General features: G+C 69.8%; 25 protein-coding genes. 15 read left to right on the top strand and 10 right to left on the bottom strand.

The features are described 5' to 3' along the window. Positions 1 to 7: 7 nt before the first annotated feature. Both rpsR and rplI read left to right on the top strand, forming a co-directional pair. Complete coding sequence (gene rpsR / locus RLT58_RS17860) at positions 8 to 244, top strand: 30S ribosomal protein S18 (RefSeq protein ID WP_003967857.1); 237 nt, start codon at positions 8 to 10, stop codon at positions 242 to 244. Positions 245 to 262: 18 nt separating this feature from the next. Next, on the top strand, positions 263 to 709 hold the full coding sequence (gene rplI / locus RLT58_RS17855) for a 50S ribosomal protein L9 (protein WP_311311380.1): 447 nt from the start codon (positions 263 to 265) through the stop codon (positions 707 to 709). Between the two features lie 140 nt (positions 710 to 849). Here the strand turns inward: rplI and RLT58_RS17850 are convergent, their stop codons facing one another. Beyond that, positions 850 to 2,187: an MATE family efflux transporter gene (locus RLT58_RS17850; RefSeq protein ID WP_311311379.1), complete on the bottom strand. Its 1,338-nt coding sequence runs from the start codon at positions 2,185 to 2,187 to the stop codon at positions 850 to 852. A 460-nt stretch (positions 2,188 to 2,647) separates the two neighbouring features. Between RLT58_RS17850 and dnaB the strand changes: the two genes are divergently transcribed. Both dnaB and RLT58_RS17840 read left to right on the top strand, forming a co-directional pair. Continuing rightward, a complete protein-coding gene (gene dnaB / locus RLT58_RS17845; protein ID WP_311311378.1) occupies positions 2,648 to 4,126 on the top strand; it encodes a replicative DNA helicase in 1,479 nt (492 codons plus the stop codon). 123 nt (positions 4,127 to 4,249) lie between these two features. After that, a complete protein-coding gene (locus RLT58_RS17840; RefSeq protein ID WP_311311377.1) occupies positions 4,250 to 4,882 on the top strand; it encodes a DUF2461 family protein in 633 nt (210 codons plus the stop codon). Between the two features lie 154 nt (positions 4,883 to 5,036). On the opposite strand, the gene def is transcribed toward RLT58_RS17840, so the two are convergent. After that, the gene (gene def / locus RLT58_RS17835) at positions 5,037 to 5,699 is read right to left on the bottom strand and encodes a peptide deformylase (RefSeq protein WP_311311376.1); all 663 of its coding nucleotides are present in this window, start codon (positions 5,697 to 5,699) and stop codon (positions 5,037 to 5,039) included. 111 nt (positions 5,700 to 5,810) lie between these two features. Here def and RLT58_RS17830 point away from each other — a divergent pair, with 111 nt between their 5' ends. The 5 genes from RLT58_RS17830 (at position 5,811) to RLT58_RS17810 (ending at position 10,907) form a co-directional block, all read left to right on the top strand. Next, positions 5,811 to 6,389, top strand: coding sequence for a winged helix-turn-helix transcriptional regulator (locus RLT58_RS17830; RefSeq protein ID WP_311311375.1), 579 nt, complete (start codon positions 5,811 to 5,813; stop codon positions 6,387 to 6,389). A 124-nt stretch (positions 6,390 to 6,513) separates the two neighbouring features. After that, complete coding sequence (locus RLT58_RS17825; protein WP_311311374.1) at positions 6,514 to 7,026, top strand: SigE family RNA polymerase sigma factor; 513 nt, start codon at positions 6,514 to 6,516, stop codon at positions 7,024 to 7,026. 41 nt (positions 7,027 to 7,067) lie between these two features. Further along, positions 7,068 to 8,342: a hypothetical protein gene (locus tag RLT58_RS17820; RefSeq protein ID WP_311311373.1), complete on the top strand. Its 1,275-nt coding sequence runs from the start codon at positions 7,068 to 7,070 to the stop codon at positions 8,340 to 8,342. A gap of 160 nt (positions 8,343 to 8,502) precedes the next feature. Next, the gene (locus RLT58_RS17815) at positions 8,503 to 9,387 is read left to right on the top strand and encodes an NmrA family NAD(P)-binding protein (protein ID WP_311311372.1); all 885 of its coding nucleotides are present in this window, start codon (positions 8,503 to 8,505) and stop codon (positions 9,385 to 9,387) included. 137 nt (positions 9,388 to 9,524) lie between these two features. Then, complete coding sequence (locus RLT58_RS17810) at positions 9,525 to 10,907, top strand: serine hydrolase domain-containing protein (RefSeq protein ID WP_311311371.1); 1,383 nt, start codon at positions 9,525 to 9,527, stop codon at positions 10,905 to 10,907. 36 nt (positions 10,908 to 10,943) lie between these two features. On the opposite strand, the gene RLT58_RS17805 is transcribed toward RLT58_RS17810, so the two are convergent. Genes RLT58_RS17805 through RLT58_RS17795 form a run of 3 tightly spaced genes read right to left on the bottom strand, consistent with a single transcriptional unit; the run spans position 10,944 to position 13,096 of the window. Continuing rightward, on the bottom strand, positions 10,944 to 12,107 hold the full coding sequence (locus RLT58_RS17805; protein ID WP_311311370.1) for a winged helix DNA-binding domain-containing protein: 1,164 nt from the start codon (positions 12,105 to 12,107) through the stop codon (positions 10,944 to 10,946). 29 nt (positions 12,108 to 12,136) lie between these two features. After that, positions 12,137 to 12,589: a GNAT family N-acetyltransferase gene (locus tag RLT58_RS17800; RefSeq protein WP_311311369.1), complete on the bottom strand. Its 453-nt coding sequence runs from the start codon at positions 12,587 to 12,589 to the stop codon at positions 12,137 to 12,139. A 48-nt stretch (positions 12,590 to 12,637) separates the two neighbouring features. After that, a complete protein-coding gene (locus tag RLT58_RS17795; protein WP_311311368.1) occupies positions 12,638 to 13,096 on the bottom strand; it encodes a MarR family winged helix-turn-helix transcriptional regulator in 459 nt (152 codons plus the stop codon). 139 nt (positions 13,097 to 13,235) lie between these two features. On the opposite strand from RLT58_RS17795, the gene RLT58_RS17790 reads away from it, so the two are divergent. Together RLT58_RS17790 and RLT58_RS17785 are read left to right on the top strand one after the other, a co-directional pair. Further along, a complete protein-coding gene (locus RLT58_RS17790; protein WP_311311367.1) occupies positions 13,236 to 14,447 on the top strand; it encodes an MFS transporter in 1,212 nt (403 codons plus the stop codon). A gap of 60 nt (positions 14,448 to 14,507) precedes the next feature. After that, on the top strand, positions 14,508 to 14,936 hold the full coding sequence (locus tag RLT58_RS17785) for a GlcG/HbpS family heme-binding protein (RefSeq protein ID WP_311311366.1): 429 nt from the start codon (positions 14,508 to 14,510) through the stop codon (positions 14,934 to 14,936). Positions 14,937 to 14,992: 56 nt separating this feature from the next. On the opposite strand, the gene RLT58_RS17780 is transcribed toward RLT58_RS17785, so the two are convergent. The 5 genes from RLT58_RS17780 to RLT58_RS17760 all read right to left on the bottom strand — a co-directional run bounded on the left by RLT58_RS17780 (position 14,993) and on the right by RLT58_RS17760 (position 19,274). Beyond that, positions 14,993 to 15,880, bottom strand: a complete 888-nt coding sequence (locus RLT58_RS17780) for a GNAT family N-acetyltransferase (RefSeq protein ID WP_311311365.1) — start codon at positions 15,878 to 15,880, stop codon at positions 14,993 to 14,995. Between the two features lie 155 nt (positions 15,881 to 16,035). After that, positions 16,036 to 16,515 carry an NUDIX domain-containing protein gene (locus RLT58_RS17775; protein ID WP_311311364.1) on the bottom strand — a complete coding sequence of 160 codons (480 nt, stop codon included), beginning with the start codon at positions 16,513 to 16,515 and terminating at the stop codon, positions 16,036 to 16,038. A gap of 63 nt (positions 16,516 to 16,578) precedes the next feature. Next, complete coding sequence (locus RLT58_RS17770; RefSeq protein ID WP_311311363.1) at positions 16,579 to 17,475, bottom strand: LysR family transcriptional regulator; 897 nt, start codon at positions 17,473 to 17,475, stop codon at positions 16,579 to 16,581. 223 nt (positions 17,476 to 17,698) lie between these two features. Next, on the bottom strand, positions 17,699 to 18,829 hold the full coding sequence (locus RLT58_RS17765; protein ID WP_311311362.1) for a cystathionine gamma-lyase: 1,131 nt from the start codon (positions 18,827 to 18,829) through the stop codon (positions 17,699 to 17,701). Positions 18,830 to 18,896: 67 nt separating this feature from the next. Then, positions 18,897 to 19,274 (bottom strand): phage holin family protein, encoded by a 378-nt coding sequence (locus tag RLT58_RS17760; RefSeq protein WP_311311361.1) that lies wholly within the window; start codon positions 19,272 to 19,274, stop codon positions 18,897 to 18,899. A 68-nt stretch (positions 19,275 to 19,342) separates the two neighbouring features. On the opposite strand from RLT58_RS17760, the gene RLT58_RS17755 reads away from it, so the two are divergent. The 4 genes from RLT58_RS17755 (at position 19,343) to RLT58_RS17740 (ending at position 21,545) form a co-directional block, all read left to right on the top strand. Next, the gene (locus RLT58_RS17755; protein ID WP_311311360.1) at positions 19,343 to 19,660 is read left to right on the top strand and encodes a cupin domain-containing protein; all 318 of its coding nucleotides are present in this window, start codon (positions 19,343 to 19,345) and stop codon (positions 19,658 to 19,660) included. Positions 19,661 to 19,786: 126 nt separating this feature from the next. Then, positions 19,787 to 19,996: a DUF5326 family protein gene (locus RLT58_RS17750; RefSeq protein WP_311314546.1), complete on the top strand. Its 210-nt coding sequence runs from the start codon at positions 19,787 to 19,789 to the stop codon at positions 19,994 to 19,996. Positions 19,997 to 20,235: 239 nt separating this feature from the next. Beyond that, positions 20,236 to 21,006: an IclR family transcriptional regulator gene (locus RLT58_RS17745; protein ID WP_311311359.1), complete on the top strand. Its 771-nt coding sequence runs from the start codon at positions 20,236 to 20,238 to the stop codon at positions 21,004 to 21,006. A 101-nt stretch (positions 21,007 to 21,107) separates the two neighbouring features. Continuing rightward, positions 21,108 to 21,545, top strand: a complete 438-nt coding sequence (locus RLT58_RS17740) for an SsgA family sporulation/cell division regulator (protein ID WP_311311358.1) — start codon at positions 21,108 to 21,110, stop codon at positions 21,543 to 21,545. Positions 21,546 to 21,626 lie beyond the last annotated feature (81 nt).

Genomic DNA, 21,626 nt, shown 5'->3' with positions numbered 1-21,626 from the left:
AAACACCATGGCGAAGCCGCCTGTGCGCAAGCCTAAGAAGAAGGTCTGCGCGTTCTGCAAGGACAAGACCCAGTACGTGGACTACAAGGACACGAACATGCTGCGGAAGTTCATTTCCGACCGCGGCAAGATCCGTGCCCGCCGCGTCACCGGCAACTGCACGCAGCACCAGCGTGACGTCGCCACGGCTGTGAAGAACAGCCGTGAGATGGCGCTGCTGCCCTACACGTCCACCGCGCGATAAGGGAAGGGTGACCGAATCATGAAGATCATCCTCACCCACGAGGTCTCCGGCCTCGGTGCCGCTGGCGACGTCGTTGACGTCAAGGACGGGTACGCCCGTAACTACCTGGTTCCGCGTGGCTTCGCCATTCGCTGGACCAAGGGTGGCGAGAAGGACGTGGCGCAGATCCGCCGCGCCCGCAAGATCCACGAGATCGCCACGATCGAGCAGGCCAACGAGATCAAGACCAAGCTCGAGGCCGTGAAGGTCCGGCTGGCCGTTCGCTCCGGCGACGCCGGTCGTCTCTTCGGCTCCGTCACCCCGGCCGACATCGCCTCGGCGATCAAGGCTGCCGGTGGTCCGGATGTCGACAAGCGTCGCGTCGAGCTCGGCTCGCCGATCAAGACGCTCGGCGGACACCAGGTGTCCGTGCGTCTGCACCCCGAGGTCGCTGCGAAGCTCGGCGTCGAGGTTGTTGCTGCCTGATTGGGCTGCACATCAGCAGAACAGTGAAGGGCCGCACCGTGAGGTGCGGCCCTTCACCGTTTCCGGATGCCTCTGCCCCGCGCACCTGTGCCCCTGTTTCACGTGAAACAGGGGCACAGGTGCGCAGCTTCCGTAAGGGTTCAGCGGGTCGCGCCGGTGACCAGCCACTTGCCCGAGCGGGTGCGCAGCCAGAGCGTCGCCATCCGGACCACCATCATCAGCGCCATCGCGCACCACAGCGCGGTCAGTCCGCCGCCGAGGGCGGGAACGAGCAGGGCCGCCGGAGCGAAGACGGCGAGCGTGACGATCATCGCCCAGGCCAGGTAGGGGCCGTCCCCTGCACCCATCAGGACGCCGTCCAGGACGAAGACGACCCCGGCGACGGGCTGGGTCAGGGCCACCACCAGCAGGGCCGGGAACAGGGTGTCCTGCACGGAGTGGTCGCCGGTGAACAGCGGGACGAACAAGGGGCGGGCGAGCACGATCAGAGCGCCGAAGACCACGCCCGAGGCGATGCCCCACTGCACCATGCGGCGGCAGGCTTCGCGGGCGCCCTTGGTGTCGTCGGCGCCCAGGAAGCGCCCGATGATGGCCTGTCCGGCGATGGCGATGGCATCGAGGGCGAAGGCCATCAGGCTCCAGAGGGACAGGATGATCTGGTGCGCGGCGATGTCGGTGTCACCCAGCCGGGCGGCGACAGCGGTGGCGATGAGGAGCACGGCGCGGAGCGACAGCGTGCGGACCAGGAGGGGGACGCCCGCCTGGGCGCTGGCCCGGATGCCCGCGGCGTCGGGGCGCAGCGAGGCACCGTGCCTCCGGGCGCCTCGGACCACGACGACGAGATAGGCGACGGCCATCGCGACCTGTGCGATGACGGTGCCCCAGGCAGATCCGGCGATGCCGAGGCCGGCGCCGTAGACGAGGGCGGCGTTGAGGGCTCCGTTGGCCGCGAAGCCGCCGATGGCGACGTAGAGCGGGGTGCGGGTGTTCTGGAGGCCGCGGAGCACGCCGGTGGCGGCCATCACCACGAGCATGGCGGGGATGCCGAGACTGGAGATCCGCAGATAGGTGGTGGCGTAGGGGGCCGCTGTGTGGGAGGCGCCGAACACCTCCACGAGCCAGGGGGCCAGGGGGAGCGTCAGGGCGATGACGGCGACGCCGAGCAGGATCGCCAGCCAGATGCCGTCCATGCCCTGCCGGATCGCGGAGGCCAGATCGCCGGCGCCGACCCGGCGGGCGACTGCTGCGGTGGTGGCGTAGGCGAGGAAGACGAAGATGCTGACGGCGGTGGTCAGCAGGGCGGCCGCGACGGCGAGACCGGCCAGCTGCGGGGTCCCGAGATGGCCGACGATCGCGCTGTCCACCATCACGAAAAGGGGCTCGGCGACGAGGGCGCCGAAGGCGGGGACGGCGAGTGCGATGATCTCGCGGTCTTGCCGTCGGCGACTGGACGGCGGGGTTGCCGATGCCTGGATCATGGCAGTCAATCTAGTCTTCCACAGGTAATAGATGCAACCGCCAGGTGATCCTTACATTTGCTCGGGTGGGGCGTTCTTCTGTGTGCGGCTTGCCATGATCTTGGGCCGACTCCGAAACTTTTTCTCCCCCCACAGCCCGTGGATGGAGAAGGGGCAGGTCAGGCCTGTGATGGCGGCAGGGCTATGAGTTTGTCCACAGTGCTGTCCCCCGGTCCGTGCACAGGTTCTGCGGAGTTCTCCACAGCATCTGGTCCGTAGTCCACATGCCCTGTGGATAACCAGATTGGCTGACGGTGTCGGGCCGCCTACCGTGGTGCGGCGCCCCCACCTTGTTTCGGCCCTGGAAACACACAGAACCCGACACACCGGAACCGGAGTCGGGCGTCTTGTTTGTCGGTGCCGTGCCGTAAGAAAGAGTGGCACGGCTAGGTCCGCGGAGCGGACGGGAGGAGGTGGCCGGATGAGCATTCCCGAGCCTTTGGACGATCCCTGGGCCGAGGCCGGCCCCAGTGACCGGCTGCCCGTATCCCGTCAGCGCCGGGGCGAGGGCCGCGACCGAGGAGAACAGCACGACCGCGGTCGCGAGAGCCATGACTGGGAGGGCGGCTCCTCGGGGTTCGAGCGCGTCCCGCCCCAGGATCTCGACGCGGAACAGTCCGTGCTCGGCGGCATGCTCCTCTCCAAGGACGCCATCGCCGACGTCGTGGAGATCATCAAGGGCCACGACTTCTACCGTCCGGCCCACGAGACCGTCTACCAGGCGATCCTCGACCTCTATGCCAAGGGCGAGCCGGCCGACCCGATCACGGTGGCGGCCGAGCTGGTCAAGCGCGGTGAGATCACCAAGGTGGGCGGGGCGCCGTATCTGCACACCCTCGTCCAGTCGGTGCCGACCGCGGCCAACGCCTCGTACTACGCCGAGATCGTCCATGAACGGGCGGTCCTGCGGCGGCTCGTCGAGGCCGGTACGAAGATCACGCAGATGGGATATGCCGCCGACGGTGACGTCGACGACATCGTCAACTCCGCACAGGCCGAGATCTACGCCGTCACCGAGCAGCGGACCAGTGAGGACTACCTCCCCCTCGGCGACATCATGGAGGGCGCGCTCGACGAGATCGAGGCGATCGGCTCCCGCAGCGGCGAGATGACCGGTGTGCCCACCGGATTCACCGACCTCGACGCGCTGACCAACGGCCTCCACCCCGGCCAGATGGTCGTCATCGCGGCCCGCCCCGCCATGGGTAAGTCCACCCTCGCCCTGGACTTCGCGCGGGCCTGCTCGATCAAGAGCAATCTGCCCAGCGTGATCTTCTCCCTCGAAATGGGGCGGAACGAGATCGCGATGCGCCTTCTCTCCGCCGAGGCGAGAGTCGCCCTGCACCACATGCGGTCCGGCACGATGACCGACGAGGACTGGACCCGGCTGGCGCGGCGCATGCCCGATGTCTCGGCGGCGCCGCTCTACATCGATGACTCCCCGAACCTCTCCATGATGGAGATCCGGGCGAAGTGCCGCCGCCTCAAGCAGCGCAACGACCTCAAGCTGGTGGTCATCGACTACCTGCAGCTGATGCAGTCCGGCGGTTCGAAGCGGGCCGAGAGCCGCCAGCAGGAGGTCTCGGACATGTCCCGTAACCTCAAGCTCCTCGCCAAGGAGCTGCAGCTGCCGGTCATCGCGCTCTCCCAGCTGAACCGTGGCCCCGAGCAGCGCACGGACAAGAAGCCGATGGTCTCCGACCTCCGTGAGTCCGGCTCCATCGAGCAGGACGCCGACATGGTGATCCTGCTGCACCGCGAGGACGCCTACGAGAAGGAGTCACCGCGCGCGGGCGAGGCCGACCTGATCGTGGCCAAGCACCGTAACGGCCCGACGGCCACGATCACGGTGGCCTTCCAGGGCCACTACTCGCGCTTCGTGGACATGGCACAGACCTGATCGAACGCGCTGTGGGATCTCACGTCCGGCTGCACAGTCTTACCGCCCGCTTCATACCGCCTGCACGCCGCCCCACCCGTCTCGCTCTCCGCGCGCGGACCATGGGTGAGCTAACCTGCCCGCATGCACGGACAGTTCACCGGCTGGCCGGAGCAGGCCATGGACGTGCTGTGGCAGCTCCAGGGCGAACCGGCCCGCGCGACCCGCGAGCGCTGTCGCGCGGACCGCGAACGCCTGGTCCGGCAGCCGATGATCGACCTGCTCAACGAGGTCGCGGACACCGACTCCCGGTACGAGGACTTCTCCGTCTGGCACTACCGCACCAACTCTTGGTGGTGGCAGCACCAGGGCGCGGTGATCCGGCTCGGCCGCAAGATCGAGATCAATCTGCGGTTCTCCCTGGACGGCCTGCGGATCCAGGGCGCTTGGTGGTACCCCGACCCCGGCCAGGTGGACATGTTCCGCAAAGCCGTGGCCTCCGAGGGGAGCGGCCGCGAACTGTCCGCGCTGGTCGATGAGGTGCGGAGCAAGGGTTACGACCTCTCCGGGGACGTGATGAAACGCCCGCCGCGCGGCTTTCCGGCGGACCACCCCCGTGCGGAGCTGCTGCGTCACCGTTCGCTGATCGCGGCACGTTCCCTCGGCTGCGAGGAGTGGGTGCACACTCCCGAGGCGGTCGACCGGGTCCTTTCGGCCGCCGCCGATCTGGACGCCCTGCTGATGTGGCTGGTCCGCCACGTGAAGCGCGCCGTCTGACGTCACGAGGGCGCCGCGCGGCACGGAGGAACCGCACCCGTGTCGCCCCAAACCTGGCGGGGACGCACCGCGAGCCGAGACAACCGCAGATGAGGCAGCGCGAGATACCGCCCCGCGCCCCTCGGCGGCGAAGTGGCCGCTGCCGCCGCGAGGTTCATCGTCCGAGGCCGGCGGCCTTGGTCGCGCGTCGGGCGAAAACGTCCTCACGGCGGTCCTCCATCTGCCGCAGGGCGTCCTTGCGGTCCCGCTTGGAGAGCCGGTCGAGATACGTGTGGCCGATCAGGTGATCGGTCTCATGCTGCAGACACCGGGCGAAGTAGCCCCATCCCTCGATGACGAGAGGGCGGCCGTCCTTGTCGAACCCGCGCACGACGGCACGATCGGTGCGGGGCACCGCCATGGTGGCGCCCGGCACGGACAGGCAGCCCTCGACATCGTCGACGAGCCGCCGGCTTCCCGGATCCGGCAGCTCCAGCACCGGGTTGATGAGGTGACCGACATGCCGGATCCCCTCCTCGTCCGGGCAGTCGTACACGAACAGCCGCAGGTCGACGCCCACTTGGTTGGCGGCCAGGCCGGCTCCGTCGGCGACGTGCATGGTCAGGAACATGTCGTCGATCAGCGCCGACAGCTCCGAGGTCCCGAACTCGGTCACCTCCCGGCACGGACGGCTCAGGACCTCCTCACCCACCACCGTGATCCGGCGCACCGAACCCCGTTCCGCCTCCGGTGGCGGAGCCGGACAGCTGTCCACCGGGCTGCCCTGCACGCGGACTCGCCGGTCGGCGGAGCGGGACCGCTCCTGATGAACAGACATGGCTGTCTCCCCTTTTGCGCATGCCGCAGATGCCGCAGAGGCCACCGCGGCTGATGCCCGCAGCAGGACTGCTGCTTGCCAACTCCTTTGCAAAGTAGCAGACTTTGCAAAGTGACTGAAGATGACGTCAACACCCCGGGCGAGCACGCAGCCGGCACCGGTGAGGAACTGCGTGAGCACGACGTGCGCACAGCCCTGCTGGAGCTGCTCGCCGAAGTCGGCACGGTCACGGCGACCGAAGCCGCGACCCGGCTGGGGTACAGCTCCGGCCTCTGCTCATTCCACCTGCGCCAGCTCGCGCGTCACGGATACATCGAAGAGGCCCCGCACCACGGGGGCCGCGCCCGGCCATGGCGGCTGAGGCAGCGCACTCCCGCTGCCGACGCGCCCATGGAGGAACGGTTCGGCGATCTGGCCCGCGGCCTGGAGGACGAGAGCTGGCAGCGCTGGCTGACCCAGCGCGACGAAGCGCCGTCCGCATGGCGCCACGACGAGGCCTTCAGCGCCGTCGCCTATCTGACACCCGACGAGATGAGCCGGGTAGCGCACGTGATCCGACAGGCGCTCGCGCCCTATCAGGACCGTGAACAACGCCCCCTGGCCCGGCCCGAGGGCGCTCGGCCGGTGGCCCTCATCACCCGGCTGTTCCCGCTGCTTCCCCACCCGGCGGACGGCACGGACCAGCAGTGACGGGCCGCCGGCCGTGGGGCACTCGCTCAAGGACGCGAGGGAGATGACGGCCCGGGTGAAACATTCCGCCACCCCCACCGCATCTAAAGGGTGTTGATGATGAGGCGAGGGGGAAGGGCGGCGGATGAGACGGTCCCAGGAGAGCGCCTTCCGGGAGTTCGCAGCGGCCCGCATGGGGCATCTGTTCCGTTCGGCGTGCCTGCTGACCAGCGGCGACACGTATCTCGCCGAGGATCTGGTCCAGGAGACGCTGGGGCGGATGTACGTGGTGTGGGGCAGGACGTCGAAGCTCGGCAACCCGGCGGCGTACGCGCAGACCGTTCTCGTACGGGTCTTTCTGGCTCACCAGCGGCGGCGTTCGGCGGGCGAGCGGCCGAGCGACGAGATACCGGAGGTCTCGGAGAAGGCCGCGCAGGGCGATGCCCCGCTGCGGCTCATGCTCCTGGACGCGCTGCGGGAGCTGCCGGCCAAGGACCGGGCGGTGGTCGTGCTGCGGTACTGGGAGGACCGGTCCATCACGGAGACCGCTGACGCCCTCAACGTCAGCTCCGCGGCCGTACGCACCCGCAGTACCCGTGCACTCGCCCGGCTGAGGGCGCATCTGGGCGGCAGCATCGCGGAGTTCGCCGCGCGCTGATCGGCCCGACCGACTATGACGAGCAAGGGTGGGGGTTTGGCATGTCTGGAACGCAGAAGGACCTGGACGGGTTCGAAGGCGGGCTCGGTGACGCGCTGCGTCGCACGGGGGAAGGTTTCTCCGCGGAGGGGCGCCCGCTGGTGGACGGTGGCGTCGTGCGCGGCCGGCGGGGGTTGCGGCGCAGGAGGATCGCGGCCGTGACCGGCAGCGTCGCGGCACTCGCCGTCGTGGGGTTCGGGGCGTCGTACACCGCAGGGGCATTCGGCGGCGGCTCGGGGCACGACAGTGCGGGCGTGGCCGCGCAGCCGAAGGCGCGGAAGGGCGGTCCCTCGACGGAGTCGGCGTCCGTCAAAGGGCCGCAGCTCTCGGCGCAGCGGGTGATCGGCACGCTGGAGGGGCTGCTGCCGAAGGGGAAGGTCAGCGAGCGCCAGGGGCGCGGTACGGCCGACCGGCTCGGTCCGCTGGCGCAGCTCGTCTTCGACGACGGCGGGGGCAAAGCCGCGATCGCTGTGAGCGTCGGCGCCATCGACCCGAAGGGCACGGAGGCGGAGCAGCAGCTCGAATGCCCCGACAAGACGTTCATTCCGTACGACTCCTGCCGCAACGAGACGCTTGCCGACGGCTCGCGCCTGATGGTGCTGCGCGGGTACGAGTACCCCGACAAGCGCGTGGACACCAAGCGGTGGCAGGCCTTTCTCGTGACCGCCGACGGATACACGGTCGACGCCAGCGAGTGGAACGCGCCCTCGGAGAAGGACGCCGCCGTTTCGAGGGCGGAGCCGCCGCTCAGCGTCGGGCAGTTGAAGGGGCTCGTCACCTCCGCCAAGTGGCGGCCCGTGATGAACGCCCTGGAGAAGGCCGCCCCGGAGCCGGTGCGGCAGCCGGCGGCGCAGGGTCAGGACGGCAAGGCGATCCTGAAGAAGCTCAGGCTGCTGCTTCCCCCGTCCGTGAGCGCGGTCTCCGGTCACGGCGACGACGGATACGCGTACGTCGTCGTCAATGACGGCAAGGGTGCGAGCCTGGTGCAGATCAACGTGCAGCCGCACATGTCGGACGTCGCGGGGGAGCTGTTCGGCTCCGGGGCGGAGGTGCTGCCGGACGGGACCAAGGTCGTCACGCAGCAGGGCCCGGGCGAGAAGGGCGGCGCGGGCGTGGTGATGTGGACCGCCGACACCATCCGCAAGGACGGCCTGCGGGTCGTGGTGTCCGAGTTCAACTCCGGTTCCCAGAACGCGAAGGCCACACGGGAGACACCCGCGCTGACCATGCAGCAGCTGAAGGCGATCGCCATGAGCGGGAAGTGGGCCGAGAAGTAGGGGCGTAGGCGGCTCATCCGCTTCTTGCGCCGTTGGGGAGGCGGTCCCTTCGGGGGGCCGCCTCCTGCCGCGTAGCGGGCAGGAACATGTCGTCGGCCGGTGCCGGTACGCCCTATCAAAGTGAGGCTCCCTCGACTTATGATTCCGAGGATCCCTCACCTTGGACGAAGGGCTTCACATGATCCTGGTCACCGGCGCAACCGGATCCATCGGCAGCCATCTGGTCCGGAAACTCCAGGAACTCCAGGTGCCGTTCAAGGCTCTCGTCCGCGATCCCGGCAAGGGGCGCGCGCTCGGCTGCCCGTACGTCGTCGGGGACTTCGACGACCCCGGCTCGGTCGCGGCGGCGCTCGTCGGCGTCGACCAGGTCCTGCTCAACGGCGGGGGTGCGGTCCCCACCGCCGACGGGATGCCGCAGCCCATGGTCGCTCAGCAGAAGACCGTCATCGACCTGGCGGTACGGGCCGGTGTGGGCAGCATCGTGAAAGTCTCGGTCTGGCATGCTCACCGGGGCGGCAAGCTCGCGGAGGGTGCGCACTGGGAGATCGAGCAGCACCTCAAGGCGGCCGGGCTCGAGTGGACGCTTCTCCAGCCCAGCGGCTTCATGCAGAACTTCATCACCGGTGCGGGCACGTTCAGCGATGACGGAAGCCTCATCGCCCCGGCGACCGACGCCCCGGTCTCGTACATCGACTGCTACGACATCGCCGCCTGCGCGGCTGCCCTGCTGGCCGAACCCCGGGGTGCGGGGCGGACGTTCGTCCTGACGGGTCCGGAAGCCCTCACGATGTCCGAGGTCGCCGGACATCTCTCCACCGCGCTCGGCAGGCCCGTGGACGTCATCGGTCTGGACGGCGACGACATGGCCGCACGGCTCAGGGCCCAGGGCGTCCCCGCGCGGTTCGCCGCCGATGTTGCCGTCCTCTGGGCCGAGGTCGGGGCCGGTTCACTGGCGGCGACGACCCACGAGGTCAAGCATCTGACCGGACGCGAACCACGCACCTTCACCGAGTTCCTGACGGCTAACCGCTCCGCATTCGGCTGAGGTGTGAGGTGTGAGGTGTGAGTCCACGGGGCGGGGGTTGCTCGCTTCTCCGGGCAGCGATGGACGAGGTGCGGGCGCATCCGTACGGACCGGGAAATGAAGTCGCCCCGCACCGGTCCGGGCGGTACTTGTTGTCGATGACCTCTTCTGCTGAACAACTGCTTCCCAGTACGCAGCGCGCCCTGCTGCATCGCATCGCCACCGCCCAGGCCGAAGGGCGCACCCCCTCTCTCGTCGCTGCGGTGCAACGGCAGGGACGGGTCGTGTGGGACGGGGCCCGCAGCTGTGTCGACGGCCATGCCCCCGACGCCGATACGCAGTTCAGGATCGGCTCGCTCACCAAGACGTTCACGGCCGTACTGGTTCTGCGACTGCGGGACGAGGGGCTCCTCGACCTGGCGGACCCGCTGGAGAAGCATCTGCCGGGAACGGGCACGGGTGACGTCACCGTTCATCAGCTGCTGGGCCACAGCGCGGGGCTCGCCGCGGAGTCACCGGCACCGTGGTGGGAGCGGACGCCGGGGACCCTGCGGCCCGGGCTCGCGGATGTGCTCGGCGAGCAGACGGCGCTGCATGCGCCCGGCCGCCGCCACCATTACTCGAACCCTGGCTACACCCTGCTCGGATCGCTGATCGAGGCGGCACGCGGTGCTTCCTGGGCCGATGTGCTGCGACGCGAAATCCTGGAGCCCCTGGGCATGCACCGCACCGGTCCGCAGCCGCAGGCCCCGCATGCCGGCGGCTGGGCGGTCCATCCCTGGGCCGACGCGATGCTGCCGGAGCCGGCCGAGGACCTCGGCCTGATGGCTCCCGCAGGTCAGCTCTGGTCGACCACCGCGGACCTGCTCCGCTTCGCCGCCTTCCTGGCCGAGGGGGACGAGCGGGTGCTCGGTGCCGCGTCGGTGGCGGAGATGAAGGAGCCTTCCGCGCCGCCCGAGCCGGGGGACTGGGACGGGCACTACGGTCTGGGGCTGCAGGTGGTCCGTCGCAAGGGCCGCACCCTCATCGGGCACACGGGCTCGCTGCCCGGCTTCCTCGCCGCACTCTGGGTCAGCACGGAGGACGATGTGGCGGCTGTGGTGTTCGCCAACGCTACCTCGGGGCCGCTGATCGGAGAGGTGGCCGCCGGACTGGTGGACATCGTCGCGGAGGCCGAGCCCCGCATCCCCGAACCGTGGCGCCCGCTGCCGGACGTGGACAAGGAACTTCTCGCGCTGACCGGTCCCTGGTACTGGGGTACACGTGCGAACATCCTGCGGCTCACCCCCGATCGCGGGCTGGAGCTGCGGACGCTGAACGGTCAGGGGCGCGGCGCGCGCTTCACCGCCCGCGAGGACGGCACCTGGGTCGGGCTGGACGGCTACTACGCGGGGGAGACCCTGCGGATCGTCCGCGATGACGACGGCAGCGTGAACCATCTGGACCTGGGCTCGTTCGTCTTCACGCGTGAGCCCTATGACCCCGCAGCCGCTGTTCCCGGAGGTGTGGACGCGGAGGGCTGGCGCGGGCTCGGGGACTGACTGCTCCGTTTCACGTGAAACGGAGGGCCCGGCCGCTCAGGCCGTCAACTCCCGCTCCAGCGGGGTACGGAAGCGCGGTGTGATCCGCGCGTCCCCCACCCAGGCAGACAGCCGGGACGCCTCCGCCTCGATCGCGGCGGAGGCGTCCCGGCCGGGGTCGGTGAGCAGACGCCAGACCGGTTCACCATCGGCCCGCTGTGCCCAGCCGCCCACGATCCGGCCGTCCCACCACACGGTGGGGCCGATGTTGCCCGAGCGGTCGAAGAGCGCCGCCCGGTGTTCGGCCGGTAGATGGAAGTCGCGGTCGGCCCAGCCCATTGCCGTCGGGTCGAGCGCCGGCAGCAAGGCAGCCCAGGGCGCGACAGCGGGTTCGGGCCCGGTGTCCTGCGGCGCGACCCAGGCGGCGGCTCCGCTGTCGAGCCGTACCTCCTCGGCTCCGACGGCCGCCAGCGCCTTGCGGACCTCGCCGAGCCCCCAACCGGTCCACCATTTGAGGTCGGCTTCCGTCGCGGGGCCGTACGAACGCAGCCAGCGCAGGGCCAGCTCCGCCTGCGCCCGTGCGGTGGCTTCCACGGGCCGGGGAACGGCGGGGACCCAGCGGAACTGGCTGGAGGTCCAGGACCCCCGTGGCCGGTCCCGTCGGATTCTCCCCTCGGCGGCGAGCACACGGATCACGCGGGACGCCACTCCCTGCACCGTCTCCTGCTTCTTGCCGGGGAACACCGTGATCTTGGTGCGCAGGGCGGTCACACCGGCGGAGAGTTCGCTGCCTGAGGCAGGCTCCCGGCCGTCGAGGTACGCGAGGGTTGCCCTCTCCGTTTCCTCCAGCCAGCGCTCGTCCAGACCCTTGCCGTCCTCCAGCAGGTGCTTGAGCAGGGTCCGGCGCTCCTTGGCCGCGACCGCCCGTGCATTCGATGCCTCGACCCAGGGGGCCATCTCGTCCGACACGACGAAGAGCGTGTTGCGCATGGACAGCAGCCTGACCAGCGCGACGTCCTCGTACAGAGGCCGCTCCACCGCCGTGACGCTCGGCTCGGACAGCCGGGCGCACGCGGCCAGGAAGACGGTAGCCGCGTCGGTGGCGTGCAGTCCGACGAGGGCGTCGGCCACAGCGACGGGCGACTCCGCCCGTGCTGTGGGAGTCAGGAGGTGGCGCCGGCCGATCCTGGCCCGGCGCTGTTCGTCGCTGATGTGCTGCACGGTCGACTCCTTGGGGGCCGGGCGCCGGTTCAGAGAGCGAGTTTGAAGCCCACGTGGCTGGCCACGAAGCCCAGCCGCTCGTAGAAACGGTGTGCGTCGGTCCGGGTCACGTCCGAGGTGAGCTGGACCAACTGGCATTCCTGGCGCCGTGATTCATCCACGGCCCACTGGATCAGCCGGGTGCCCAGACCGCTGCCGCGCTCGTCCGCGTGGACCCGTACACCCTCGATCACGGAGCGGGTCGAACCGCGCCGGGAGAGCCCGGGGATCACGGTCAGCTGAAGCGTCCCGACGACGCGGTCCGCGCGCACGGCCACCATCACGTGCTGGTTCGGGTCGTCGGCCAGCCGCCGGAACGCCGCCCGGTAGGGCGCGAGGTCGTCGGGGGACTCGCGCCGGGCGCCCAGCGGATCGTCCGCGAGCATGGCCACGATCTCGGCGAGGTCGTCGGCGGTCGCGGGACGTATTTCCAGATCGCTCATGATCGGCAGCCTACGCAGCGGGGAGCGCTGGTGCGCCCGAGCCCGTGTCTACGCCGGGATCTTCAGCTCCTCGACCGTCCGGACGAGCGGGGCCAGTTCGGGATTCTTGGCGGCCTCGTCGAGCGCGGCCCGCAGGGCGCTGTCATTCGTGGGACGGGCCTCGGAGAGCAGTGTGAGCCCGGTGTCGGTGACATCGGTGTAGATGCCCCTGCGGTCCGTGTCGCAGAGGTACCGGGTCAGCAGACCGCGGTCCTCGAGGCGGGTGACCAGGCGTGTGGTGGCGCTCTGGCTGAGTCCGACGGCGTCGGCCACCTGCTTCATCTGCAGATGGCCGCCGGGGCCGTTGTGCTGCCGGCTCAGGACGTCCAGCAGGGAGTACTCCCGCACGCTGAGGTCGTGCCCGCTCTGCAGGGCCCGTTCGATATGGGTCTCGATCTTGCCGTGGAGCAGGGAGAGCGCAATCCAGCCCTGGGAAAGGGCGGTCAGGGCCGGGTCCGTCGCTGTCATGGTCTCTCCTCCGTGCCGGAGCTGCTTGCGTCCAGGATAGTCGACGGCCGCAATAGCCAGCGTTTGCAATTAACCCGCGTCTGCAATTATTGTGAACGCTCGTAAGGCGCAGTCGCAATCTTCAGGGAAGGTGAAACCCATGCCGCTCGCGCTCCTCGCCCTCGCCATCGGGGCATTCGGTATCGGAACCACCGAGTTCGTGATCATGGGGCTGCTCCCCGAGGTGGCTGCGGACTTCCAGGTCTCGATCCCCACCGCCGGCTTCCTCGTCACCGGATACGCGCTCGGCGTCGTCCTCGGCGCCCCGCTGATGACCGTGCTGGGGACCAAGGTGACCCGCAAGCGCATGCTGATGCTCCTGATGGGGCTCTTCGTCATCGGCAACGTGGTGTCCGCGACCGCTCCCGTCTTCGGCGTGATGCTCGCCGGCCGGGTGATCGCCTCACTTGCCCACGGCGCCTTCTTCGGCATCGGTTCGGTCGTGGCGGCCGACCTGGTCGCCCCGCACAAGAAGGCCGGCGCCATCGCGATGATGTTCACGGGCCTCACCGTCGCCAACGTCGTCGGTGTGCCGCTGGGCACCTACATCGGGCAGAGCGTCGGCTGGCGGGCCACGTTCTTCGCCGTCGCCGCACTCGGCGTCATCGGCCTGCTCGGTGTGGCCAAGCTCGTCCCCGAGCAGCCCCGGGCCCAGGGCGTCAGGCTCCGCCACGAGCTCGCCGCGTTCCGCAATGTGCAGGTCCTGCTCGCCATGGCGATGACGGTCCTCGGCTTCGGCGGAGTCTTCGCCGCCATCACCTACATCACGCCGATGATGACCGAGATCGCCGGCTACTCGACGTCCTCCGTCACCTGGCTGCTGGTCCTCTTCGGTCTGGGGATGGTCGGCGGCAACCTGCTCGGCGGAAAGTTCGCCGACCGCCACCTGATGCCCCTGCTCTATGTGTCGCTGGGCGCTCTCGCGGTGGTTCTGTCGCTCTTCACCCTGACCGCGCACGACAAGATCGCGGCGGCCGTCACCGTCTTCCTGATCGGCGCGCTCGGTTTCGCCACCGTGCCTCCGCTGCAGAAGCGGGTGCTCGACCAGGCGGCCGGTGCCCCGACCCTCGCCTCCGCCGTGAACATCGGCGCCTTCAACCTCGGCAACGCGCTCTCGGCGTGGCTCGGCGGCATCGTCATCGCCGCCGGCCTCGGCTACACCGCGCCCAACTGGGTCGGTGCCGTACTCGCCGCCTCCGCCCTGGTGCTCGCCGTGGTCTCCAGCACCCTGGAGCGCCGCACGGCCGCCGGGAGCCGGCCCCTCACGACCCCCGCCCCGGAGCCGGCAGCCGTCCCCGCAGCCCGGTCCTGACCCCCACGATCCCCACACCCTCCACCCCACCGCACGCACCGCATCAAGGAGCACTTCCCCATGAGCACCACCCCCACCGCCGCTGTCGCCCCGCTGACCACGCAGGACGCCGAAGCCCTCGTCGAGGCGGCCCGTAGGGCAGCCGAGGCCGCAGGCGTCGCCACCGCCGTCACCGTCCTGGACGCGGGCGGCCACCTGCTGGCCTTCCGCCGCGACGACCGGGCCGTCCTCATCGCCGGCGAGACCAGCACCCGCAAGGCCTACACCGCCCTCCAGCTCAACGCCCCCACGGCCGACCTCGTCGACGCCGTACAGCCGGGCGGGCTGTTCCACACCCTGCCGACCGCCCTGGACCGGCCGCTGCTCTTCATCGCCGGCGGTGTCCCGGTCCAGCGGGACGGCCGGCTGATCGGCGCCATCGGCGTCGGCGGCGGTGCGCCCGAGCAGGACCACGGATTCGCGACGACGGCCGTGGCCGGCCTCGCGTAGCCGACGGCACAGCCGGAGGCCCCCTGCGGTATTCGCAGGGGGCCTCCGGCATGGGTTCAGCCCGTGGCCACGCTCAGCGGTGCGAAGTGCCGGGTCCAGTCCCCCTGCTCGCCGCCGCCGAGCCGCATCACCGTCGTCGCCGAGCCGGACCGCAGCCCGCACGCCTTGAACCAGTCGAGGAGTTCGGTGTGGCGGGCGTCCACGTCCACCCGCAGCGGCCGGTCCGTCGCCCCGGCCAGCGAGGTCACGAGCAGCTTCGCCGTGGCGGTGTCCCCGGCGACCAGCGGCCCGACGACATGGCTCTCGGCGCTGGGCCAGAGCGCTGCGTACCCGACGAGTTCCCCGCCCTCCTCGGCGACCCGCAGATGATCGGCGAAGGCCGGGAGGCGGGCCAGCAGCGCGGTCCGGTCGAGACCGAGGGCCTCCGCGTCCAGCCGGAGCATGGCCTGCAGATCCCCGGCCGAGGCGGGACGCACAGTGAGGCCCGGACGGTCGGCAGCGCCGGGGCCACCGGGCCCGGCGGTGGCCCGGAAGGGCCCGCCCACCCGCTCCGTCGCCCCCACTGCGGTGAATCCGAGCTTTTCGTACAGCGGCCGTCCCGCCGCCGTCGCGTAGAGGCCGAGCGGGACGCCCCCGGTCGACTCGATCACCCGGTCCATCAGATGCCGGGCGATCCCGCGCCCGCTGTGCCGTTCGGCGACCAGCAGCATGCCGATGGCCGCCATGCGTGAGCCGTACGAGGTCACCACACAGGTCGCCATCAGGCCCTTGCCCTCGGGATCGTCGATCCCATAAGCCCTGCTCGCGGTGAGCAGGAGCCCCCATCGGTGCTCGTCGCGCGGCCAGCCGCGGTCCTCGCTGAGATCGGCGCACGGGACCAGATCGTCCCGGGTGAGGCGCCGCACGGGTAGATCGACGAGCGGGCGGGGCTGCGAGCTGGGCATAGGGGTCAGGCTCTCCGACGCGGTGATCGCTCGTCCACCGCTTTAACGGATCTGGCCGAGACCTGCGGTCCGACCGGTTTCACGTGAAACAGAGGAGCGGCCCACGGACCGGCCCTGGCGTCGGTCCCCGGCCGGGGACGGCCCGGCTCCGGGCCTCAGCCGAGGTCGGGTGCGTGCATGGCCCTTACGCCCTCGATGTTGCCGTCCAGGTAGTGCCGGAGCGACAGCGGCACGAGGTGCACCGCGGCGATCCCGACCCGGCTGAACGGCACCCGGACGACGTCGTACTCCCCGCAGGGTTCCTCGATCTCGGGGCCGTGGCGCAGGGACAGGTCCATCGAGTCGAGACGGCAGACGAAGAAGTGCTGGACCTTGACCCCCTTCACCCCGCCGCCCTCGATGTGCTCCACGGTGTCGACGAAGCAGGGCACCACATCGGTGATCTTGGCGCCGAGCTCCTCGTCCACCTCGCGGTGCAGGGCGTCGACGACGGTGGCGTCCTCGGGCTCGACTCCGCCGCCCGGCGTGACCCAGTACGGATCCACCCCCGGCTTGGAGCGCTTGATGAGGATGAGGTCGTCGCCGTCGAGCAGGACGGCGCGTGCGGTGCGCTTGACCACAGGACGTTCGGTCATGGCAAGAGAGTGGCCCGCTGAACCGGTTCTGAAACACCGGACGGCCGCTGGACCGTTCTGCGGTCACCAGTCGGCCGCGGCACGCAGCAGCCATTCGTTCGCGCGGGCGAGATGCGGCAGCGCGAGCGTGCCGGTCCGCGCAGCCAGGAAGTAGGTGCGCAAGGGCGGTACCGGCGGATCCAGCAGGGCCACCACCTCGCCCCGGTCGAGTGCGTCCTCGCACAGATAGCGCGGCAGCACCGCGAGCCCGGCACCCGCTGCGGCGCACTCCAGGACGGCCCGGAGATCCGGCACGACGACGGCAGCGGCCGCCGCGGGCCGGCTGTCGAAGACGGCTGCCCAGTACCGGGAGACGAGCGGCAGGCTTTCGTGGACCTCCACCACGGGCAGCTGGTCCAGGACCACGGGCCCGTTGCGCCGCAGCGTCCCCGGCCCGAGGCGCCCGGCCCAGCGTGGGGCGGCGATCAGGACGTGCTCCTCGTCGCAGAGCGGCGTCGCGGTCAGCAGCTCGCCGCGCGGCCGGGCCGTCACGATGGCCAGATCATGATGACCGGCGGCCAGGCCCTCCAGCGTCTCGTCGGTATCGGCGGAGAACGAGCTGCGCAGCGCGAGGCCCTGGGCGATGAGCGGGGTGAGCGCCGGCAGGGCCCGGAGCGAGACGAATTCCGGTGGGCCCGCGAGATGCAGCGTCCGTACGCCCGACTCCTCGTCGAGTTCTGTCTCGGTGATCTCCACGAGCGCGTCCAGATGGGGAGCGGCCCGGTGCGCGAGTTCGTCGCCGATGGTGGTCGGGGTGACCCCGCGGGCTCTGCGCAGGAAGAGGGGGCGGCCGAGCTGCCGTTCCAGGGTGCGGATCTGCGAGGTCACGGCGGGCTGGGAGAGGCCGAGCAGAGCCGCGGCGCGGGTGAAGGAGCCGGCCCGGTGCACGGTCACGAAGGTGCGCAGCAGGGCCAGGTCCATGTCCCGTCCCCTCCCAGTCCTCGCGAAGCATCGGACCCGGACAAGTATAAATATGTCGATAGGTCGCTGTCGCTCCTGTGATTGGACACTGACGCAGAGTCAACTAGCCTTGTCGAGGCGGTTCTTCGCGCGGAGAACGCGGAGGACCGGGACGGTCCGAGCCACGAGGGGGGAGGCTCGGACCGTCCGTACCGCACCGGATGCACCGGTGCGGAAGGCCGCTTCAGTTTCCGTCGGCCGCCTTGGCCAGCGCCTGCTCGACGTCGGCCACCAGGTCGTCCGCGTTCTCGGCGCCGACCGAGAAGCGGATGAAGCCTTCCGGCACGGCGTCGCCGCCCCAGCGGGCCCGCCGCTCGGCGGTGGACCGTACCCCGCCGAAGCTGGTGGCGTCCTCGGCCAGGTCCAGCGCGCAGAGGAAGCGCTCGGCGGTCTCCCGGTCGGCGAGGACGAACGAGACCACGGAGCCGAAGCGCCGCATCTGCCGCACGGCATTCGGGTACGAGGGGTCGGTGGGCAGCCCGGGGTAGCGCAGCCCGCTCACCGCCTGATGCTTGGCGAGCGCCTCGGCGAGTACGAGGGCGTTGGCACACTGCCGCTCGATCCGCAGTTCGAGGGTGGCCAGTGAGCGGTGCGCGAGCCAGGCCTCCATCGGCCCGGGGATCGCCCCGACGACCTTGCGCCAGCGCCGTACCCCCGCCGCCAGCTCGGGATCGAGACAGGCGACATGGCCGAGCAGGATGTCACCGTGACCCGTCATCCCCTTGGTGTCACTGGCCACCGAGAAGTCGGCGCCCAGCTCCAGCGGGCGCTGGCCGAGCGGGGTGGCGAGCGTGTTGTCGACGGCGACCAGCGCGCCGCGGACGTGGGCCGCCTCGACGAGCCGCCGTACGTCGCAGACGTCGAGACCCGGGTTGGACGGGGTCTCGATCCACAGGAGCTTCGCTCCCTCCAAGTGCGCCAGCTGGGCATCGCCGCCGGTCGGGGCGGTCCGCACCTCGACTCCGTACGCCTCCAGCTGTGCGCGTACCAGAGGAAGCGCCTGGTAGCCGTCGTCGGGGAGGACCACGACATCGCCGGTGCGCACCTGGGAGAACAGGACGGCCGAGATCGCGGCCATGCCGGAGGCGAAGACCGTCGTCTCGACGCTCTCCCCCGGCGCTTCGAGCTCACCGATGGCCCGTTCCAGATGGGTCCAGGTGGGATTGGTGTCGCGGCCGTAGGTGTACGGGCCGGTCGGCTCACCGGACAGATGGAAGTGCGCGGCGAAGACCGGACCGGGGAGGGTGGGCTCGTACTGCTGCGGTTCCGGCAGACCCGCGCGTACCGCCCGGGTTCCGTCGCCCATGGTGCTCATCCTGCGTCCTCACTTCTCTCCCCGGCCGGTCACCGGTCCTGCCTGCACTGTTTCAGGTGGCTCCGGATCAGTCCTCGTCGGGCAGGACCACATTCAGCGCCCAGGACACGATCGAGATGATCAGGCCGCCGAGGACGGCGGTCCAGAAGCCGTGGACATGGAAGCTCAGATTCAGCACATCGGCCAGCCATGAGGTCAGCAGCAGCATCAGGGCGTTGACCACCAGGGTGATCAGGCCCAGCGTGAGGATGAAGAGCGGCAGCGTGAGCAGCTTCACGACCGGCTTGACCAGGAAATTGACCAGACCGAAGATCAGCGCGACCAGGATCAGGGTCAGTACCTTGCGGCCGGTGCTGCCGCCGGTGAGCGTGATGTCCTGGAGCAGCCAGATGGCCACGGCCAGCGCACCCGCGTTGGCGATCGTCTTGACTACGAAATTCTTCATGTGTCTGATCGTGGCAGACATGATCGGTGGCGGACACCGGCTGGGCAGAGGCAAGGGGCGGACGGGCCATGAAGGCATTCAGACTGGACGAACTGGAGGCGGAACGGGCCGCCAACGACGGCGCGTACCTGCAGTTCGTCCGCGAACGGAACATGTCTGTCGGCCTGTACGCCCTGGACGCGGGTGAACTCGACCCGCAGCAGCCGCACCAGCAGGACGAGGTCTACTTCGTGGTCAGCGGCCGTGCGTCGATCACGGTCGGCATGGAAACCACACAGGTGGGCAGAGGAAGTGTCGTGTATGTCCCCGCCGGCACGGCCCACAAGTTCCACCACATCACCGAGGATCTGCGGGTGATGGTCGTCTTCTCCCCGCCCGAGGGCTGAGCCGCCTCTCAGGGATCCCTAGGGGATCGATCAGGGGAGTCCAAGGGCTCCGGGGGCCCCGCAGGCCGCCCCCTCCCCTCTAGCATCGAAGCAGGAACTCACAGAGACGAGGTTGGGACGATGGCCGTGCGGGAGATATTCGCGGGAATGCCCTGGTGGGTGAAGTGGATCGCGGTGCCCGTCATCGCGATCGTCGTGTTCGGTGGTCTGATCGCCAGCGTGGTCGCCTTCGTGGTCGGCCTGCTCTTCAAGATCCTGATCTTCGTGATCCTGGTCGGCGGGCTCGTCTTCGTCGTACGGAAGTTCCTGTCCTCCTCCTCGGGGAGCGACTGGTAAGGGCACGGGCGGCCGGACGATTAGCCCAGCAGAGCTAAGCGGAAGACGATTCGGTGCTCCCTCCGGGCGCTCCCGATAGGGTTGCAGTCCGCTGCCGCCCCCTGGGAATGCACCGCCAGTCGCCACCCTGACCAGTGGTTTGTACGGGTTCCGGCCTTCCGGCCCCAGGCCTGCGGCAGACCGTGGGGGCGGCCCCCACAGGCGGGCTGACCGCCCGTCACCACGCCTGGGGGTGACCGTTGACCACGGCATCGAGTCCGGCTGTTCCGACGCTGATCGGATCGGTGCAACGGGCGCTGAGACTGCTGGAGGCCGTGGGCACCCATCGCGACGGGGCCCCGGCCAAACAGCTCGCGAGGGAAGCGGGCCTTCCCCTTCCCACCGCCTACCACCTGCTGCGCACCCTGACCCACGAGGGATATCTGCGCCGTGAGAACGGCGTCTTCCTGTTCGGCGACGCCGCCGAACGGCTCGCGGGGGACGGCGGTGTGCGGAACCGGCCCCGCACCATGGCCCAGTCGCTGGGCCGCTGGCGGGACATCGTCGGCGCCCCGGTCTACTGCGCGGTCTACCGCGACGGCGAGATCGAGCTCGTGGCCGTCGCCGACACCCCCGCGGCCCCCGCAGTGGCCGAGTGGGCCGCCTTCCGCGAGACCGGGCACGCGCACGCGATCGGCCAGTGCCTGCTGAGCCGGCTCGACGAGAAGGCCCGAGAGGACCATCTCGACCGGCATCCGGTGCGCCCGCTGACCCGCTACTCCGTGCGCGACCGCCCGGCGCTGCTGGAGCGGCTGCGCTCACTGGAACGTACGGAACCCGTCATCGAGCGCCAGGAGTACGCCCTCGGTACGGTCTGCGCCGCCATCCCGATCACGGCCGGATTCCCGGCTGCGGCGATGGCCATTTCGGTACCCCTCGACCAAGAAGAACGGTTGCTCCCCGCAGTCGAACGACTACGTGGCGAAGTGGCCAGCCTCTTGCGTTCGTTCGTGTTCTCTATCAGTATCTGAAAAATCACTCCTTGTGATCTGCTATCGCGTGCACCACGATGGCGTCAATAGGGCCATGGGGGATCATTCCTGGCCAGATTCATCTACTGCGGGGTTGAACGATGCGCGAGTCGGTTCAAGCTGAGGTCATGATGAGCTTCCTCGTCTCCGAGGAGCTCTCCTTCCGTATCCCGGTGGAGCTCCGTTACGAGGTGAGCGATCCGTATGCGATCCGGATGACCTTCCATCTGCCCGGCGACGCCCCCGTCACCTGGGCTTTCGGCCGTGAGCTGCTGCTCGACGGCCTCAACAGCCCCAGTGGTGACGGCGATGTGCACATCGGGCCGACCGAGCCCGAGGGGCTGTCCGATGTCCACATCCGGCTGCAGGTGGGAGCCGACCGTGCTCTCTTCCGGGCCGGTACGGCGCCGCTCGTGGCCTTCCTCGACCGGACGGACAAGCTCGTCCCGCTCGGCCAGGAGTGCACGCTGGGTGACTTCGAGGGCAACTTGGAAGAGGCGTTGGGGCGAATTCTGGCCGAGGAGCAGAACGCCGGCTGAGGAAGCCCGTGTCCACGGGCCTCCCGGCCGGTCGAACACAACACCTGCCGAACGGGTGAATCACTCTCCGTGTCCTGGTCG

The sequence above is a fragment of the Streptomyces sp. ITFR-16 genome (assembly GCF_031844705.1).
Classification (GTDB): domain Bacteria; phylum Actinomycetota; class Actinomycetes; order Streptomycetales; family Streptomycetaceae; genus Streptomyces.
Note: the sequence above shows the minus strand (reverse complement) of the source record. Positions and strands in the feature narration are given on the sequence as shown.